Consider the following 15705-nt stretch of genomic DNA (forward strand, 5'->3'; position numbering starts at 1 on the left):
CTCCTTAAGTCGTACGACGTACCGTACACCATACGGGAAGGGGCGTGACAGGGACGCACGCCCGTATGCCGACGGTCGCGTCCCGAGGGCTCGCTCACCGGTGACTCCGGGCACTCACGCCCCGGTCACCACGACGTCCTCGCTCCTGACGAACATGACGCGGTGGCCGAACTGGATCTGGTGGTACTCCTGGGTGCCGCGGACCACCCGATGCTGCGTGGTGTCGAAGGTCGTCGCCTTGTAGAACTCGCCGACAGTGGTCAGGCCGACCGCGTACGACTGCCCGGCCGCGAACGTGTACTGCAGCGGGATCAGCGGCTGCACCTCCACGTCCGGCGGGTACGCCGCCGCCTCCGGGTACGCGCGGCCGTACACCGGAACGGAATCCAGACCGGGCCGGGGCGTCGCCATCCGGGCCCGGCTGGGCACGGCCACGGGACCGGACTCCGGATTGTGGAACCACGCCTTCTGGCCCAGGTACCAGATGGCGGTCCAGTCGCCCCGCCGCTCGGCGACGACGTAGCGCTGCCCGGTGACGGCGCGGGCGGCGTGATCGTACACGCTGAACGTGGACTGGTCCGTCGGGTGCTTGCCGATGTCCTTGACGAGGGGCGCTTCCTCGCGCGGCTCGGTGTGCAACCAGATCGAGGCCGACCCGTGGGCCGGGCAGTCGGCCGCGGGGTGGTCGTTGTCGCAGCCGATGTAGTGAGGACGGTTGCGGTCGTAGTCGGGCAGGATCATGACCGTGGCCGTGCCGGAATCGCCGTCGGGGCCCAGCGGAGCCCCCATCAGGTCGAAGAAGTGGGCCCAGTCCCAGTACGGTCCCGGGTCCTCGTGCATCTTCTGCACCTTCTCCGGCAGCAGGCCGGGCACGTTGTCATGGCCGAGGATGTGGGCGCGATCCAGCGGGACGCCGAACCTGTCGGCCAGGTACCGCACGAGCTTGGCGGACGTACGGTACATCGCCTCGGTGTACCAGGTGCCGCCGGCGGCGAGAAAGCCCTCGTGCTCCAGGCCGATCGCCTTGGCGTTGACGTACCAGTTGCCGGCGTGCCAGGCCACGTCCTTGGTGAGCACGTGCTGGGCGAGGTGGCCGTCGTGCGAGCGCAGCGTGTAGTGCCAGCTCATCTCCGCCGGGTCCTGTACGAGGTCGAGCGTCTTGGCGTACAGCTCCTCGGTGTCGTGGATGACGATGTACTGGATCGTCTGACTGGTGGGGCGGTCGGCGATGTCGTGGTTGCCGTACTTGCCGTTCGGCAGTTGGCTGTAGGGCGCCGGGATCCACTCGCAGGACAGCGAGTCGGGGCACTCCACGGCGTCCGCGCGGGCCAGCCGGGGCAGGTTCAGCCTGGCCAGCCAGGCGCGGGACGGGTACACCTCGGGAGAGGGCGGCAGCCTCACCTCGGTACCGGTGTCGGTCATCCGGGTGGCGCCCTCGTGGATGACCTCGTACACCTCGTCGGCGAAGTTCGCGGCGACCTCCTCGGCCGTGGCGCCCGAATAGCGGGCCACCGCGCCGTACCAGTCGGCGGGGTCGGCGCTCGCCGGGGCGCCCAGGGCGCGCTGGTAGTCGGCGAGCAGCGCCGCGCCGCCGTCGATGTTGGCGGCCGGATCCTTGCGCAGGCGCTCGACGCTCTCCCCGGTCAGCTCGGCGGCGCGTTCCAGGGTGTGCAGGGACGCGGGAAGGCCGCCCCGCCGCTCCACCGGCTCAGCGGGACGCAGCGCAGGCCGGGAGTCGTCGCCGCGGGGGTCCTCGTCCCCGTCGATGTGGTGGTGCCGCGAGATGCCCAGGGTGGCGCCGTCGGTGAGGTGCATGGGGCCGAACCCGGCGGCCGTACTGGGCTTGCCGCCGTTGCAGTCCCAACGCGACTCCATGTACGAGACGGCGAGCAGGACGCTCTCCGGTACGCCATGTCTCCTGGCGGCCTGTTCGAACGCCTTCGTCATCGTGGCCATCACCACCACCTCCACCTGCACCGTCGCATGGAGATGCGCCCAGCTGGCGGCAACATGTCATAGTTTTCCGCTTTCTTGCAGCAGCGCAACAAGCCACCGGTCGACCGCCGTACGATCCCGCCTGCCGGCCCCGACCGCCCACACCCGGGCGCGCACCATGGCGGTTCCTGGGCGCGCCGGCCGTCGGGAACATGAGGGAGACAGAAGGGGAGAACGTGGCTTGGGGCCTGAGGGTCAGCAGCCGCCGCAGCCGCACGCCGAGGGGCCGCACGCGCTCGCCCCGGCCGGGGCGCTGCGGGCGGCCGCGGTCAGCGCCACCGCGACCGGCGCGCGGATCGGGGGTGGGGATGGCCGCGTCGCCCGATGCTGGGCAACTCGGCCACCTCCTCCAGGACGAAGCCGAGCCGCTGCGTGGCCTTGATCACGGTCGGCAGGGTGACCGACTCCGGCGGGTAGGCACGATGGCCGCCGAGGCTGCGCCGGGTTCGTCGATCAGTCCGCGGCGCCGTGGGGTCGCAGGGTCTGCAGGTTGACCCCGGCCTCAGGGCATCCGCCCCGTTCCAGCGATGGGCATGGTCGCGCGACCGCCCTCGAAGGCCGGCCGGGCGAACGCGGCAGCGGCGACGGCGTCCGTCGGCAGGGCCTCCACCAGCCGCACGGTCCCGGTCTGAAGGAGGGCGAGCGGGCCCTCGCGGCTGATGCGCTCCATCACCGTCGTCACACCGAGCTCAAATAGCGGCCGCAGTACCGGCTGCGGTGCCGGCGCGGGCCTGCAATGCGTCCAGCACGTCGACGTGCTCGGGCGGCACCCTCACCTCCAGCGCGAGGCCGCCGTCGGCGATGGTGAGCGTGAAGGTGAAGAAGGAGCAGCAGCCGTTCTCCCGCGCCGCCAGCTCAGCGGCCCGTGCGGCGTTGTCCGGGCTGAAGACGAGATCGAGCCGCAGCCGGGTACCCTCCGGCCGCGTCAGGCCCTGCACTGCGCCGGCGAACAAGGCGTCGAACTCGGCCACGCGCAGCGGCTGCTCGGCGGTGGGCAGGGTGCAGGCGGAGGAAGCCCATCCCTGGTCAAGGGCGATGTCGCGTGTCATGCCTCGACGGTAAACCTGTACCCAGGTACCGAATGCAAGCCCCATCGGCACATCCGATGCCTCGAAGGAGTGTCCGCTACAGCACCGCCAACTGCTGGCGGCGCGAGCGGTTCGGGGGACCGGGGGATCTCTCCGTGTGTCAACAGCGAACGGGCCGCCCCCGTGAGCCTGACCAGGAGTAACGCTCTACACCCGGCGGCCGCGGAGGCCTCGCCGGCGACGAGCTCGATCAGGCACCCCAATGGTGACCCTCCTGGGGCAGGACACCGTGTCTCCGATTTATCTTGAACTGTTAGCGTTCTGGCTGGTCGGCACGCTGATGCTCCGGGACGCAACCCACGCGAGCACCTGTGTCGCCAGCCCGGCATGGTTTGCGCCGACGGAATGGAACACGGTCGTGATCAGCTCTCTGCCCTGCGCCGCGTCCGCCAGCGCGTCGTCGATCCACTCCTGCGGCGCATTGCGCTCACGCAGTCGGCGTTTCCGCTCGTCATCAGGGCAGTCCAGCAGGGCCCAATGGACCGGCCCGTCCCATCGCACGAACGCAGGCATTTCGCCGGCGTCGGGGATCGGACACATCAGCAGCACGGGATGACCGGCCCGGCGCACCATGGTCACGATGCGTCGCCACATCCGGTCGTAGGCCGGCCAAATCGGCGCTGCCTCGGGTGTCGCAATGGGCACGCCGATCAGCTCGCCGTCCTCGAGCAGCTCGTCCATGTCCGTCACGACCAACCCGTCCGCCGCCTGGAGGAGGTGCGGTAGCAACGTCGTCTTGCCCGCGCCAGGCGCCCCCGCGAGCAGGTGGAGGGGTGCGTAAACGCCCTTGAGACGATCTCCCATCCAGCCGATGGTAGCCAGCCGGACGTTGACTGCCATCTGGTTAATGGGCGGTCGCGGGGGAGATCCGCGTGACCAGCAGAGATCTCATCCCTCATATGCCCGCCCAACAACCCCCGAATACTGGTCAAGTACGTTCACGGACCGTCCGCTTGTCTTACATGCCTCACGGGCGGTGAGCCACCGAAGATGATCCGGCGAACTCCCCGCATTCTCAGATCCCACCAACCAAGCCTGCGGCTGTTCCTCATGATTGCGCTTCAGGCTGGCTGAACTCACTGGCGGCACGGGCGGTCGGCTCAGCGTGCCGATGACGACATGTACTCCGGCTGCCGGGCAGGACGGTCACCCAGTTGAGCCGTCCGTTCTGCAGTCTGCACCCGATGGGCACCTGCCGATGACGTTCGAACGCCGCTCATCCAAGTGGTCGGCTCCGGAAGTCCTTCGGGGGGTGACTTCGCATCCAGTGGTGCGCGTGTCGCCTCGTCAGCTGTCAGGGGTGGCGATGAGCCCACCCGCGAGCAGCGTCAACGGCACCAAGTGAACGCGAAGAGCTGCCTCGTGGCGTGATCGCCAGGCCGCGGCCACGGGCATCGGCCCACGATGGTCATCGTGGCTGCTGTTCCGCGATGACCGCCCAGTCGTCCGCCCCGCGACCGTCGGCGATGGCCTGATCGAAGACAGTCCGCAGGAGTTCACCGATCGGGAGCGGGATGTCGTGGTCGTTCGCGGCATCGAGCGCGAGGTGGAGGTCCTTGCGGCCCAGGACTGTAGTGAATCCGGGCGGCTGGTAGCGCCGTTCGGCAATCATCGACCCGTAGCCGTTGTAGACGGCTCCCGGGAAGAGTGTTGAGCTCAGCAGTTCGACGAACTGCCCCGAGTCGACACCGGCGCCTTCCGCGAGGCTGACAGCCTCGCCCAGCGACTGGATCGCACACGCGATCAGGTAGTTCCCGAGGATCTTCACGATGTTGGCCTGCTCCGGACGATCGCCGAGTCGCCAGGTCCGCGAGCCGATCACGTCGAAGAGCGGCTGCACGCGGTCGATCAGCCCCTGCTCGCCCGCCGCGAGGATGTTGAGTGCTCCGGCTTCGGCGACCGGAGCACGGCCGAAGACCGGTGCCGCGACGTACCCGACACCATGCTCGGCGTGCGCCGCGCCGGCCCGGCGAGCCAGGCCGGCGCTCACCGTCGCGAGGTTGACGTGAACGGTCCCGCCCGGGGCCTGAGCGAGAACACCGGAGTCGATGAACGTCTCGGCGACGGCCCGGTCATCGGCCAGGATCGAGAAGACCACCGGCGAGTGCATGGCCTCGGCGACCGAGGCGGCTCGCCGGGCACCCGCCGCGACAAGCTCGTCCGCGGGCCCGTCGGAGCGGTTCCACACCACGACGTCGTACCCGGCCCTCAAGAGGTTGCGTGCGATGGGCCGCCCCATTGCTCCCAGACCGATGACCGCGATGTTGCTCATACGGAGAACCCTCTCTGTGAACCGTCTAAGGCGGTTCCACGATGTCATAGGGATACCATCATGTCGAACTGGCTAAGACGGTTCGAAAGGTGTTGTCGCTCACTGCGGAGGTTGGAATGACCGAGGACGTACGTCGTGTGTTCCGAATGGACAACGAGGTCTTGGCGTTCCGGTTCACTGCCACCGTCAGCGATCGAGCCGGCATGGCGCCGCGAGAGCGGCTGACCGACCCTGCACGACTGAAGATGTGGCTGCAGGCGACAGGGCTTGACGTCACGGACGTGTCGCTGACCGATCTGAAGGACGCCGTCGAGCTGCGCGAGGTGATCTACCGAATCGGGTCGGCGATCGCCGCAGGTGAACAGCCCGATTCGAAGGATGTCCGCACTCTCAACACGGTCGCGGCCGCTGGGCAGGCGAAGGCCGCGCTCGAACGCGATCTCGCAGAATGGCACCTGACCGAGACGACGCCTGTCGGTGACGCCCTCGGGGTCCTGGCCACAGATGCCATCCACATCCTCGGGGGCCCCGACCGCAGCCGCATCAAGAACTGCGAAGGCCCCGGATGCGCGGGGCTCTTCCTTGACACCAGCCGCGGAGCCAACCGCCGTTGGTGTTCCATGAACACCTGCGGCAACAAGGTCAAGAAGGCACGACTCGCCGAGAGCTGACCCAACAGCCGTGATCAGGCCCGGCAAACCCGACCGTCCGCGCCCGAATGTAATCTACATTGTAAAGGCGCCGAGCTGGAGCTCATACGACAAACGCCACTCCAACCAAGCGGAACGGGCTTCGCCCGTACTCGCTCACCAAAACCAAGAAGCTGACGTCGCCTGAGGGGCGCTGAGCACGCCTCGTCCAGCGGGTCTGAGCAAATCGGTTCACCTGAAGCGGCATGAGCCGCTGGTACCAGCGACGTCCTAGGTCACCGCAGGCGGCTCTCGTGCCCTGGGGCGCCGGATTTGGCGCCCCTCGGAACCTTCGTGTCCGCCTCACGCGTTGATCAACGACACGGGAGGTGGGCATGGATGTGGTCCTCGTATGGTTGGCGGTGCTCCTCGGGGCGGTCACCGTCGGTACGGTTCTCGCTGCCGAGGTGGCGCACGTACGCGCCCGCGTGAGGCTCGGTGGGTTGCGTGATGTCGACCTCGGTCATTACGAGCTCGCCTATCTCGCGGGCGGTCCCGTACGGGTGGCGGACAGCGCGATCGGGCTGCTGGCCAGGGAGGGGGAGATCCGTGTCTCCCGGGGTGGGAAGATCCATCGTGTCTCCACGGCCGTGACGGCGGGATACCCCGTGGAGGAGCGGCTTGTCGCGATCCTCGCCGAGCGCAGGAGTTCGCCGGTCGTCCAGGTCAAGCGGCGCCTGGCCGTGAGTGCGGAGGTCGCCGGGATCAGGGGACGGCTCGCCGAACTGGGTTTGCTCGTCGATTCTCGGAGTGTGCCCGGCTTCCGTGTCTGCCGCGACGTCCTGAGGCTGATCCCCACGGTCGCGGTCGTCGCCGCCGGGGCTGACGTGATCTACATGATCGTCGCGCAGTCGCCGCCGCTGAGCGTGGCTGCCCTGTTCGGGTTCGGGGGCAGCTGGCTGGTGGCCAGGCAGATCCGGTCTCTGTACGTCAGGAACCGGCCGGTCCGGCTCGGCCGCGCGGGCCGCCATCAGTTGGAGAAGGCGCGCCGGGCGCATCCGTACGGGGCCGAGACCGAGGCCGTGGCCGTTCCGCTCGCGCTGTACGGACTGAGCCACCTCGGCGACCCGGACCTGTCGGCCGAGCTCAGCAAGCGTTCGATCCCGGACGGTCACCTCTACCGAGGCGAACCCAGCAGCCCGAGCACCCAGTGCGGCTCCGTCGGCTGGACCCCGGACGACAGCGGAAGCGGCACCTGGGACGGCGGAGGCGGCGGCTGGGACGGGGGCGGCGGCTCGGGTGACGGCGGAGGCGGCGGCGGTTGACGAGCGGCACGGCGCTCCTCCGACCACTCCGGATCCGTCCGATCACGACCCGCTCGTACGAAGCGAGCCACGGCCGTCCCGAGGGGCGAGCCGCGGCCCGCCCCGATCGGTCCCTGGGACGCCCTCGGGCTGCAAGGACCTCGCCTTGCCCAGGGAATCGACTGGTGGGAGCTGATCAAGCCGGCACCGGGACGCGGCGGGCACGCCATGTCCCGGTGCCAGGGCACGACAGCAGCGCGTGGCGAGACGTCCGTCGAGCCCGGCTTCAACTTCCGCAGTCAGGATGACGCCGGCCACCTTCGTGCGTAGGGGGTTGCTTCTTGAGCGGTGGTGAGGTCAGCGGTTGAAGTCGCGGGCCGTCACGCTCCCAAGTCCGTTACTCCCGTCCTTCGACAGGTAAACGGTCATCCCTTCGTCGTGGAGGTTGATCCACCCGCCGCCATGCCCATAGGGGGCATCTTTCGCGCGTACGGAGTCGGCGTACACAACGCCAGAGGTGGTGTTCGTCCCGCCCTGGTACACCTGCAGCCCAAACCTGGGGAAGGTGATCCGTCCGTCGTCGGTGCTTCTGCCCTGCACCCATTCGGTGTTGACGCCGTTGAGGTCGGCCTTGTCGGCGAACAGGGCGCCCGGGTCATTGGAAGCGAATTCGCGCCGTATGTGCATCGCGCCCTTGGAGAAGGTGACGGCTCCGTCGCCCGTGGCCCGCCCCTGTACCCACGGGGTGGTGACGCCATTGATGGCGGTGAGGGTTTCCAGGACGGGATTGCGCACCTGAACGGTCGTGGTGAAGGTGTGCCGCTGGGTGCCGAAGCTGGCGACGAGGGTGTAAGTGGTATCGCGTTTCGGGGCGTCGGCGGTGTCCAGCACCAAGGAGTACGGGCCATACGACCCAGTACGGCTGACCGTGGGCACGGGCTTCGGGCCGCCCGGGAACCGGATCTCGTATGTGAAGTCGTCGGATCCCTCCCAGCTCAGCGTGACCTTTGATCCGGCGTCCACTACGGCGCTGTCCGCGAGGAAGCTGTGCGGCGCCGGTATCTCCTTCGGCGCGGTCTTCACCAGCGCCACTGCCGCGGAGCTGGTGCTCGGGCGCCCGGTCTTGGTTCTGCCGGCCTTCTCGGTCACCTTCAGCACGGCCAGCCCGCGTTCGGCGGCGACGATGACGTTCTCCAGCGTCAGCACCATGTAGTCGCCGGGGGCGAAAGCGGTTCCGTTCAGGGGGGTGGCCTGGAAGGCGTTGGTGCCTTGCGGCTGTAAGTTCACCGACGGGGTGCCGTTGTGCTCGCCCTTGTGCTTGATCTTGTTGAAGTCCGAGGTGAGGTCACGGGCGCCGTTGCCCACGGGCACCTCCACCGTGATCGTGGACCAGTACGCCGTTTGCTGCCCGGTGTTGGTGATGACCAGGTACACCGTTCCTGTGGACGGCCGCCCGGACGCTGACGCTTCCAGGGGTGCCGGGTCGGTGATGACGGTGTAGGTCAGCATGGTCATGGTCACGACCCCTTTTCTTGGAGGGCGGCGCGGGCCGACGACCCGCCTGCGGCAGGAGGACCGGGCCGGGCAGGACAGGCGGCGACATCGGTGGCGTATCCGAAACCCGCCTGTGACGCACCACAGAAGATCACCTCTTGATCCAATCGTTCAGCGTTGGAGCGTGACAATATTGCTCAAGGCGGCCATTGCAGGGCGGTTCGGCAATATCATCAGCGTCTTGACAATCATTGGGACCATGCGTCACTGACCGTCCGTAAACTCCCGCCATTCCCATCAAACCTTCGCGCTCTACGACGAGCCCGGCGAGGCGGACTGACGAACGGCGGACGCATCCGCACCACCTTGGCGACCGAACCGACGCGCGGGATCTGCACACGGACGCTCATCAACTGGCGAAGAAGGCCGCCCTCGGTCTGGGGTGGGGGTGACCTCGATCGAGCACAGGACGATGGCGGGTCGCCCCGCAGGTAACGGGTGGGCCGCGGCATCCTGGGCCCTCGTCGGTGATGATCGGTGGTCGGCCACCGTGCTTGCCCTTGCGGGCGGCCTTGTCCAGGCCCCTCCAGGGTGGCCTCATGGATGTTCTCGCGCTCGGCCTCGGCCATCGCGGCGAAGGAGGCGAACAGCAGCCGGCCTGGGCCGCTCGGATCGTGCAGGCCGGGCATCGGTCCGCTGAGCATCTCCGGCACCAGGCCGTGCGCGGCCAAGGCGCTTCATCTCGACCATGGTGAAGATGACCCGGCAGTACGGGGCGTGCGCCTTGAACTGCCAGGCCGGCGCGAGCGCCGCCTCGAACTGCGGACGCACCTTCACCCGGGTCGAAATCGCGGCGAAGATCTTCTCGCGATGCCGTGCGCGGCCGGGGCATTGAGCTGTGACCGCAGTTCCTGGGTGAGGGTGGAGCAGGCGGGCGCGGCTGATGCGGATGTCGGCGCTCGGCGTATCGAGGGGCGGCGGGGCCGCCCGGAGTCACCGCCGAGGCCGCGACCTTCTACCCCTGGCCCAGCCTCGCCTTCGTCCCGATCCGCGACGCCCCGCCGTGCCGGTGGGCCTTCGCCTGGCGTACGGCGAGCGAGACGCCACTCATCCGCGCCTTCGCCCAAGCGGCAGCCGACACCCGGCAACCGGTGGAGTAGCACTCCCGATCAGCCAAGTAGGCGGGGCTCACCAGCGCTGGGCAGCCCTTGGAAGGCGAGCGGTCACGGGCTCGGCGGCGCCCCGCACAGGCCCCCACGAAGGAGCCCGCGCGAGGCGCGGGCTCAGGACAGGGGCACCTGTAGGGCGCGCCAGGTGGCTACCTTGACGGTCAGCGCGTCAGCCTGGGCGGGCAGGGCATACAGCGACCAGAACTCCTTCGTCTCCCCGGGCTCGAAGTTCATCGCCGACAATGCCACCCCGGAGGTGTTCGTGCATGCGCAGTACGTGCCCGGCTCCTCCCCCTTGGCCACGATCACGCGGGCCGGGCGGTACAGGCGGCGCGCGGCGGGGTCGGTCACCTGGATGTTCGTCGCCGCGTGGTACTTGAAGGCGTTCCAATCATCGGCCCAGTTGAGGTCGTGGTACCACGCCTTGCCGTCACCCCGGTTGGTGATCGTGTAGCGGAGCAGGCCCAGGTCACCAGGCATCCGGCGGAAGGCCGTCACCTTCAGGTCGAACGGCACCCCCTTCGCGCGCACCGTCGCCGTCGTCCCTTTGCCCTCAGGCAGCGGGGAGGCCGTGGTGCCGGTGGCCGGCACTTCGGCCGGTGCGGGCTTGGCGAACGTGATCGTCACCCGGCGGTTGCGGCGCCGTCCCTCGTCGGAGCTGTTGCTGTACAGCGGGCGGCGGGAGCCGTACCCCTGGGCCTTGAACGTCACCTGGTCGCGCGTGATCAGCTGCGTGAGGGCCTGGCGCACCGCCTCCGCGCGGCGGCGGGACAGTGGTTCGTTGATGGCGTCGGTGCCGGAGGAGTCGGCGTGGCCGTCGACCTCGATCGTCGTGTCCGCGGAGGTGTCGATGAGCTTGGCCGCCTTGGCCAGCACCGTGCGGGCGCGCGACGTGAGCGTCGCCTTGTTCAGCGCGAACAGTACGTCGGAGGAGAGGCTGACCTTGAGGTCGGCGCCGTCGTCGGTCGTCTCCTCGGTACGGTCGAGCGACTGCGACGGCGTCTCGATGAGGTGGCTGACGGTCTCGACCTGGGACGCGTCAGCGTCGGGCAGTTGCTGACCGGGTGGCGGCACGGGCGGGTCGTCGCTGATCGGGACGTCGACCATCGGCGGGCCGATCGGTGTGACGATCGTCGTGGTCGCCGGGTTGCCGGACGGCGCGGGCAGCACGGCGTAGACCGTCAGCGACTTGCCGGGGTCGATGATCGGTTCGAGATCGTCGCGGTCGGTGTCGCTGCACAGGCATTCGCCGTCGGCGGGCTTGTACGGCATGAGCCACCGGTGGGCCGGGGCGTCGAGCACCGCGATGCCGGAGGGCCAGCGCCACTTGAGCGGCCGCATCGGGTCGGCGAGCGGCGCCTGCCAGTGCAGCGGCTTGTCGGTGCTGGTGGACAGGCGCAACTGCACGATCAGGTGCTTGCCGCCGACGCGGTTGAGCCCGACGAGTTCGGCCTTGTAGTTCGGCTCGACCGTGCCCTGGACGGTGGCCAGCGCGGGGCGGGTGTCCTCGCCGCCGGACGTCGCGCTCCCACTCGCGGAGGGCGAAGGAGCGCTGGTCGAAGGCGCGGAAGGCGGTGCGGTGGTCTCGCTCGCCGAGGGCGCGGGGGGGAGCTGACCACATCCGGCGGCCGTTAAGGCGACGGCGGTCAGGGCCATGATCCGGATACGCATGCCGGGCATTGTGCCATGACCGTATCGATAGCGGTCAGTCAAGGTGCTCGTGGCCGGGCGCGCGGGGCCGGGCTGGCCGTTCCCACTCTGGTGGGGTTCGCGCCCTGCTGGAAGCGGTGCTGACCACCGTCGCCGACGGCGGCGACCCTCCGGCAGTCCTCGGTCCCGGGCGCGTCAAGATCCCTGGTTACGCGACCTGGCCGGCCAGGGCGTTGTTGACGGCGGCGACGTAGGCGTGGAAGGCGGCCGTCCGGTGGCTGGGGTTGTCGATCCAGGGCTGGTGGAGCTTGCCGTCTTCGAAGAAGAGTCTGCGCTGTCCCCTGGTGATTTCCAGCTGTACGCCCCTGCCGCGTACGTTGCGGTTGGCGATGTTGCGGTGGCTGGTGCCGGTGTAGCGGGGTGGCACGGTCGCGGCGACCGCGAATCCGGCGGCTGCCAGCCGGGCCTTCACCCGGTCGGCGAGGTCTCGGTCACGCCCGCCCACGTAGGTGGTGGGTTGCTCGCCGCGGGCGCCGTGCCAGGAGACGGTGGCGGACATCCTGGCCTGCAACGCCAGTGCCCATGGTTCGTCGAAGTGGTTGGAGGTGACGTGCAGGACTCCGTTGGCCGAGAGCTTGAGGCCCTCGAACGCGTAGAAGGCGTGCTGTCCCACGGTGGCGGCCTGGTCGGCGAGTTGCGAGGTGCCGGGCTCGATGCCGCCGCCGTGGATGGCGATGTGCGACACGATCGCCCCGTCGGGCAGGCGCGTCACGCGCCGGTAGTCGGTGCTCTCGTTCTCATGGGCGGCGAGGTCGGCGTAGCGGGCGTAGGTGTCGGCCTGGGGCATGTTCAGCTTCAGGGCGAGGGCGAGCATGCGGGTGATGGCAGCCGGCATGGCCTGGCTCCTTGATGTCACGGCCTGAAGACCCCTGAACGCTGGTGTCCACCCATCTTACTTACCGCATACGTGCGACTACTTTGAGTGGGTGATGGCTGGCGTCGTTGCCGAGGTGAGGTGGAGCGCGGCGCGGACGCGTGTGGGGGAGCGGCGGTCGTAACGGCCATCCCGAACGGAATCTGGCGCGAGCCGCGCACGAAAGAGAACCCGACAAAGGCTCGTTTACCAGCAGGAACTCCGTTGACGCCGAATCTCGTTCCATCCCGCGTCATTGACGGATTCCCAACCCCACCCTCCACGATGGCTACCTGCGACTGTGGTCGCAGACGGGCCGCGCAAGGTCATACCGGGATCGCATACAACTCTCGGCATTGAGCTCGATGTCTGGCTGAGGTCGTTCCGCCACGGTGATCACATGAATGTGACCGTATTCGGCCTGTCCCTCGCAGAGCTCTTGGTCTTGGCGGCCGCCGTGGTGCTGGTGCTGGCCCGCTGGCTGCCGTCCGGCGCGCGCCGACCCTCGACGCTGGCCGGTGGCGCGGTTCTCGCGGTGACCGGGATCGTGCTGGCCGTGCTCGGGATCCGCTGGCAACTCCTCCTCGTCCTCGCAGGTGGGGGCATCGTGCTGGTGTTCGCCGTTCCCTCCCTGCTGAGGTGGCGGCCCGCGCGGCGGGCTCGATGGTGGCTGGCCCTGCCGGGATCGGCGGCATGCCTGGCGCTGATGCTCGCGGGCGCGGCGGCGGCGTGGGCGCTGCCCCTGCCCGTGTTCCCCGAGCCTTCGGGTGCGTACGCCGTCGGCACCACCGTCGTGCAGTGGAGCGACCCCGACCGCCCGGAGATCGCCACGCCCCGGGCCGATGACGTGCGGACGGTCGTCGTCCAGCTCTGGTATCCCGCGCAGAACGGTCCCCGGGCCGCCCAGCGGGCGTGGTACCTCGGCCGTACGGCGCAGGAAGCCCAGCTCGTCGCCCGTGGCGAGGCCGACTACCTGGGACTTCCGCGCTTCGTACTCGACGAGCCGCCACGCGCCCGCACGCACTCGGTGCCCGATGCCCCGGTGGCCGGCGGAGGTGACCGGTTCCCCCTGGTGCTGTTCTCGCCCGGGCTCGGAGGCGTACGTACGCAGAACACCGCCTGGGCCGAGGAACTGGCCAGCCGCGGGTACGTCGTGGCGGCCCTCGACCACCCGTACGACTCGGCCCTCGTCACCCTCGCCGACGGCCGGACGATCCGTACCCGGGTCGCGGCCACCGGCGACCAGGCGGAGGACAACAGGCGCGCGGCCGGGTGGACGGCGGTCAGGGCCGCCGACCTCGGCTTCGTACTCACCCAGCTCGTCCGCCTGGACCGGGGAGAGATCCCGGGCCCGCTGACCGGGCGGCTCGACACCCGCCGCGCCGCGGCGACCGGCCACTCCCTCGGGGGCGCCGCCGCCCTCCAGGCCGCCCGCCAGGACCCCCGGTTCGCAGCCGTCATCGACCTGGACGGCTTCCCCCGCGACCCCGCGCCGCGGCCGTTCCACCAGCCCGTGCTCGCGCTCACCCACGACGTCGAACCGGGCGAGGAGCCGGACTACATTCCGCGCCTCACGCAGGTGCTCCAGCTCAGTACGGCGACGGGCTACCGGCTCACCGTCCCCGGCACGGCGCACCTCACCTTCACCGACGCCCCACTCTTCCTGCCGCCCCTGCCCGCGCTCACCGGCTCCCTCGGCCGGACTGCCGGGCCGCACATCACCGCGGAGGCCACCGCCGCCTTCCTGGACGCCGCACTCCGCGGCGAACCCGGCGACCTGACCGCGGCCCTGTCCGGGTACGGCCACCTGACCGTCCTTTAGCGGCTCCAGGGGGCTGGGGGTTGGATGCTGGAGGCGTCCGTGGCCGGTTGCGCCGGCCCCGGCACGTCCGAGCGGTCCGCGCCGCCCTGTGGTGCGGTGATGCCAGGACAGGACATAGATGCTGACCGCTGTGAAGGGAATCCAGCCGGCGTCGCCCGGGGACAGGTAGAAGGGTGCCCCTTGGCAGCCGGCCTCGGGGAACAGGATCACCATGGCGTCGGTGTTGTGGTAGGCCCGTACGGCAGAACTGACGGAATGGCATCCCGCGGCGGGGTTTTCGAGAGCGGATGCTCCTCCGTCGGAGGACCACAGGCCCACCCACCCTTGTGCGGCGGACGCGGCGACGGCGAGCGCGCACCCTACGGCCAGAGCGGTGACGATGACGGCGGTGGTGAGACGGCGTATGGGAACCTCCTCGTGGCTCGCTTGGAGGTTGGCTCATCTCATGGCGAGTTTGTGCAGTTGCAGCTGGCCGGTCTCCGCCCCGATGTGTGTCGCTACGATCCGAGGGTGCGCAATGGTGCTTTCCCCGCAGATCGGCTCGCGCGCTGGTCCCTCGTCGGGTTCTGGGTGTGTTCGGCCGTGCATCTCGTCCTGGTGGCCGTGGAGTTGGAGCCGTACGACTCGGTGACCAAGGCGTTGCTGATGCCGCTGCTGGCGGCCTGGGCGGCCAGTGCCGGCGGACCCGCCCTGCTGGTGGCGGCGTTGCTGTTCTCCTGGGGCGGGGACGTGCTGCTGTCCATCGATGGATGGTTCGTCCCCGGGATGATCCTCTTCGGCGCGGCGCACGTCTGCTACATATGGTGTTTCGTCCGCCGAGGCGCTCTGCGGCGACTGCGGCAACGCCCGGTGGTCCCGCTGCTGTACGGCCTGGGATGGGTGGCAGGCATCGCGGTGTTGTGGTCAGGGCTGGGTGCGATGCGACTGCCGGTGACGGCGTACTCGTTGCTGCTGTTCGCGAGCGCGACGGCCGCCTCGACCCGCAACCGCCGTACCGCCTTGGGCGGGTTGCTCTTCCTGCTGTCGGACACTCTCATCGGCGTCAGACTGGGCGGCCTGCCCCTCCTGCCGCTGCACGGTGTGGTCATCATGGGCACCTACGTCACCGCCCAGTACCTTCTGGCCTCCGGCCTCCTGCGTGACACGGAGCACGCACTCGTCGCCGCCCCTCGGTGAGCCGGGCCGCCCGCCCATTTACCACGTTATTGACCTCTTGTGGTTCATCAACTCAAATGCAGGTGACCCCAAACACCACCCCCCAGCGCGTCAGGAGCGACCACGTGAGACGCAATGCCGTGTTAGCCCTGGTCACGAGTGCCGTCTGTGTGCTCGTGGCCACTTCGGTCCCCGTCCCGGCGAACGCCTCCAA

General features: G+C 69.3%; 13 protein-coding genes. 5 read left to right on the forward strand and 8 right to left on the reverse strand.

Translation table 11 applies throughout. The annotated features are described in order from the left end of the window. Positions 1-114: 114 nt before the first annotated feature. From IEZ27_RS15625 to IEZ27_RS15650, 5 genes are all read right to left on the reverse strand, one after another. Positions 115-1956, reverse strand: a complete 1842-nt coding sequence (locus tag IEZ27_RS15625) for an N-acetylmuramoyl-L-alanine amidase (protein WP_189647847.1) — start codon at positions 1954-1956, stop codon at positions 115-117. Positions 1957-2497: 541 nt separating this feature from the next. Then, the gene (locus IEZ27_RS15635) at positions 2498-2677 is read right to left on the reverse strand and encodes a hypothetical protein (RefSeq protein WP_189647848.1); all 180 of its coding nucleotides are present in this window, start codon (positions 2675-2677) and stop codon (positions 2498-2500) included. 7 nt (positions 2678-2684) lie between these two features. Further along, positions 2685-3044 carry a hypothetical protein gene (locus IEZ27_RS15640; protein ID WP_189647849.1) on the reverse strand — a complete coding sequence of 120 codons (360 nt, stop codon included), beginning with the start codon at positions 3042-3044 and terminating at the stop codon, positions 2685-2687. A 279-nt stretch (positions 3045-3323) separates the two neighbouring features. Beyond that, complete coding sequence (locus IEZ27_RS15645; protein ID WP_189647850.1) at positions 3324-3923, reverse strand: AAA family ATPase; 600 nt, start codon at positions 3921-3923, stop codon at positions 3324-3326. 568 nt (positions 3924-4491) lie between these two features. After that, positions 4492-5403 (reverse strand): NAD(P)-dependent oxidoreductase, encoded by a 912-nt coding sequence (locus tag IEZ27_RS15650; protein ID WP_189647851.1) that lies wholly within the window; start codon positions 5401-5403, stop codon positions 4492-4494. 68 nt (positions 5404-5471) lie between these two features. On the opposite strand from IEZ27_RS15650, the gene IEZ27_RS15655 reads away from it, so the two are divergent. After that, on the forward strand, positions 5472-6026 hold the full coding sequence (locus IEZ27_RS15655) for a CGNR zinc finger domain-containing protein (protein WP_189647852.1): 555 nt from the start codon (positions 5472-5474) through the stop codon (positions 6024-6026). Positions 6027-6379: 353 nt separating this feature from the next. Continuing rightward, entirely contained in the window at positions 6380-7309 is a 930-nt protein-coding gene (locus tag IEZ27_RS15660; RefSeq protein ID WP_189647853.1) for a TIGR04222 domain-containing membrane protein, read from the forward strand. Between the two features lie 336 nt (positions 7310-7645). Here the strand turns inward: IEZ27_RS15660 and IEZ27_RS15665 are convergent, their stop codons facing one another. Continuing rightward, a complete protein-coding gene (locus IEZ27_RS15665) occupies positions 7646-8803 on the reverse strand; it encodes a hypothetical protein (RefSeq protein ID WP_189647854.1) in 1158 nt (385 codons plus the stop codon). 727 nt (positions 8804-9530) lie between these two features. Here IEZ27_RS15665 and IEZ27_RS15670 point away from each other — a divergent pair. Then, positions 9531-9677 (forward strand): hypothetical protein, encoded by a 147-nt coding sequence (locus tag IEZ27_RS15670; protein WP_189647855.1) that lies wholly within the window; start codon positions 9531-9533, stop codon positions 9675-9677. Positions 9678-10065: 388 nt separating this feature from the next. Here IEZ27_RS15670 and IEZ27_RS15675 read toward each other — a convergent pair whose 3' ends face one another. Both IEZ27_RS15675 and IEZ27_RS15680 read right to left on the reverse strand, forming a co-directional pair. Then, a complete protein-coding gene (locus tag IEZ27_RS15675) occupies positions 10066-11622 on the reverse strand; it encodes an OmpA family protein (protein WP_189647856.1) in 1557 nt (518 codons plus the stop codon). A 187-nt stretch (positions 11623-11809) separates the two neighbouring features. Continuing rightward, positions 11810-12496: a poly-gamma-glutamate hydrolase family protein gene (locus tag IEZ27_RS15680; RefSeq protein WP_189647857.1), complete on the reverse strand. Its 687-nt coding sequence runs from the start codon at positions 12494-12496 to the stop codon at positions 11810-11812. Between the two features lie 418 nt (positions 12497-12914). Between IEZ27_RS15680 and IEZ27_RS15685 the strand changes: the two genes are divergently transcribed. Next, entirely contained in the window at positions 12915-14336 is a 1422-nt protein-coding gene (locus tag IEZ27_RS15685) for an alpha/beta hydrolase family protein (RefSeq protein ID WP_189647858.1), read from the forward strand. 582 nt (positions 14337-14918) lie between these two features. Next, entirely contained in the window at positions 14919-15512 is a 594-nt protein-coding gene (locus tag IEZ27_RS15690; RefSeq protein WP_189647859.1) for a lysoplasmalogenase, read from the forward strand. Positions 15513-15705: the final 193 nt, after the last annotated feature.

The organism is Nonomuraea spiralis (genome assembly GCF_014648435.1).
Lineage (GTDB): Bacteria > Actinomycetota > Actinomycetes > Streptosporangiales > Streptosporangiaceae > Nonomuraea > Nonomuraea spiralis.

Bases quoted from the DNA above. Each gene is read 5' to 3' on its own strand.
- IEZ27_RS15625 (WP_189647847.1), bottom strand. From the start codon at position 1,956: ATGGCCACGATGACGAAGGCGTTCGAACAGGCCGCCAGGAGACATGGC.
- IEZ27_RS15640 (WP_189647849.1), bottom strand. From the start codon at position 3,044: ATGACACGCGACATCGCCCTTGACCAGGGATGGGCTTCCTCCGCCTGC.
- IEZ27_RS15645 (WP_189647850.1), bottom strand. From the start codon at position 3,923: ATGGCAGTCAACGTCCGGCTGGCTACCATCGGCTGGATGGGAGATCGT.
- IEZ27_RS15650 (WP_189647851.1), bottom strand. From the start codon at position 5,403: ATGACATCGTGGAACCGCCTTAGACGGTTCACAGAGAGGGTTCTCCGT.
- IEZ27_RS15655 (WP_189647852.1), top strand. From the start codon at position 5,472: ATGACCGAGGACGTACGTCGTGTGTTCCGAATGGACAACGAGGTCTTG.
- IEZ27_RS15660 (WP_189647853.1), top strand. From the start codon at position 6,380: ATGGATGTGGTCCTCGTATGGTTGGCGGTGCTCCTCGGGGCGGTCACC.
- IEZ27_RS15665 (WP_189647854.1), bottom strand. From the start codon at position 8,803: ATGACCATGCTGACCTACACCGTCATCACCGACCCGGCACCCCTGGAA.
- IEZ27_RS15670 (WP_189647855.1), top strand. From the start codon at position 9,531: ATGGTGAAGATGACCCGGCAGTACGGGGCGTGCGCCTTGAACTGCCAG.
- IEZ27_RS15675 (WP_189647856.1), bottom strand. From the start codon at position 11,622: ATGCGTATCCGGATCATGGCCCTGACCGCCGTCGCCTTAACGGCCGCC.
- IEZ27_RS15680 (WP_189647857.1), bottom strand. From the start codon at position 12,496: ATGCCGGCTGCCATCACCCGCATGCTCGCCCTCGCCCTGAAGCTGAAC.
- IEZ27_RS15685 (WP_189647858.1), top strand. From the start codon at position 12,915: ATGAATGTGACCGTATTCGGCCTGTCCCTCGCAGAGCTCTTGGTCTTG.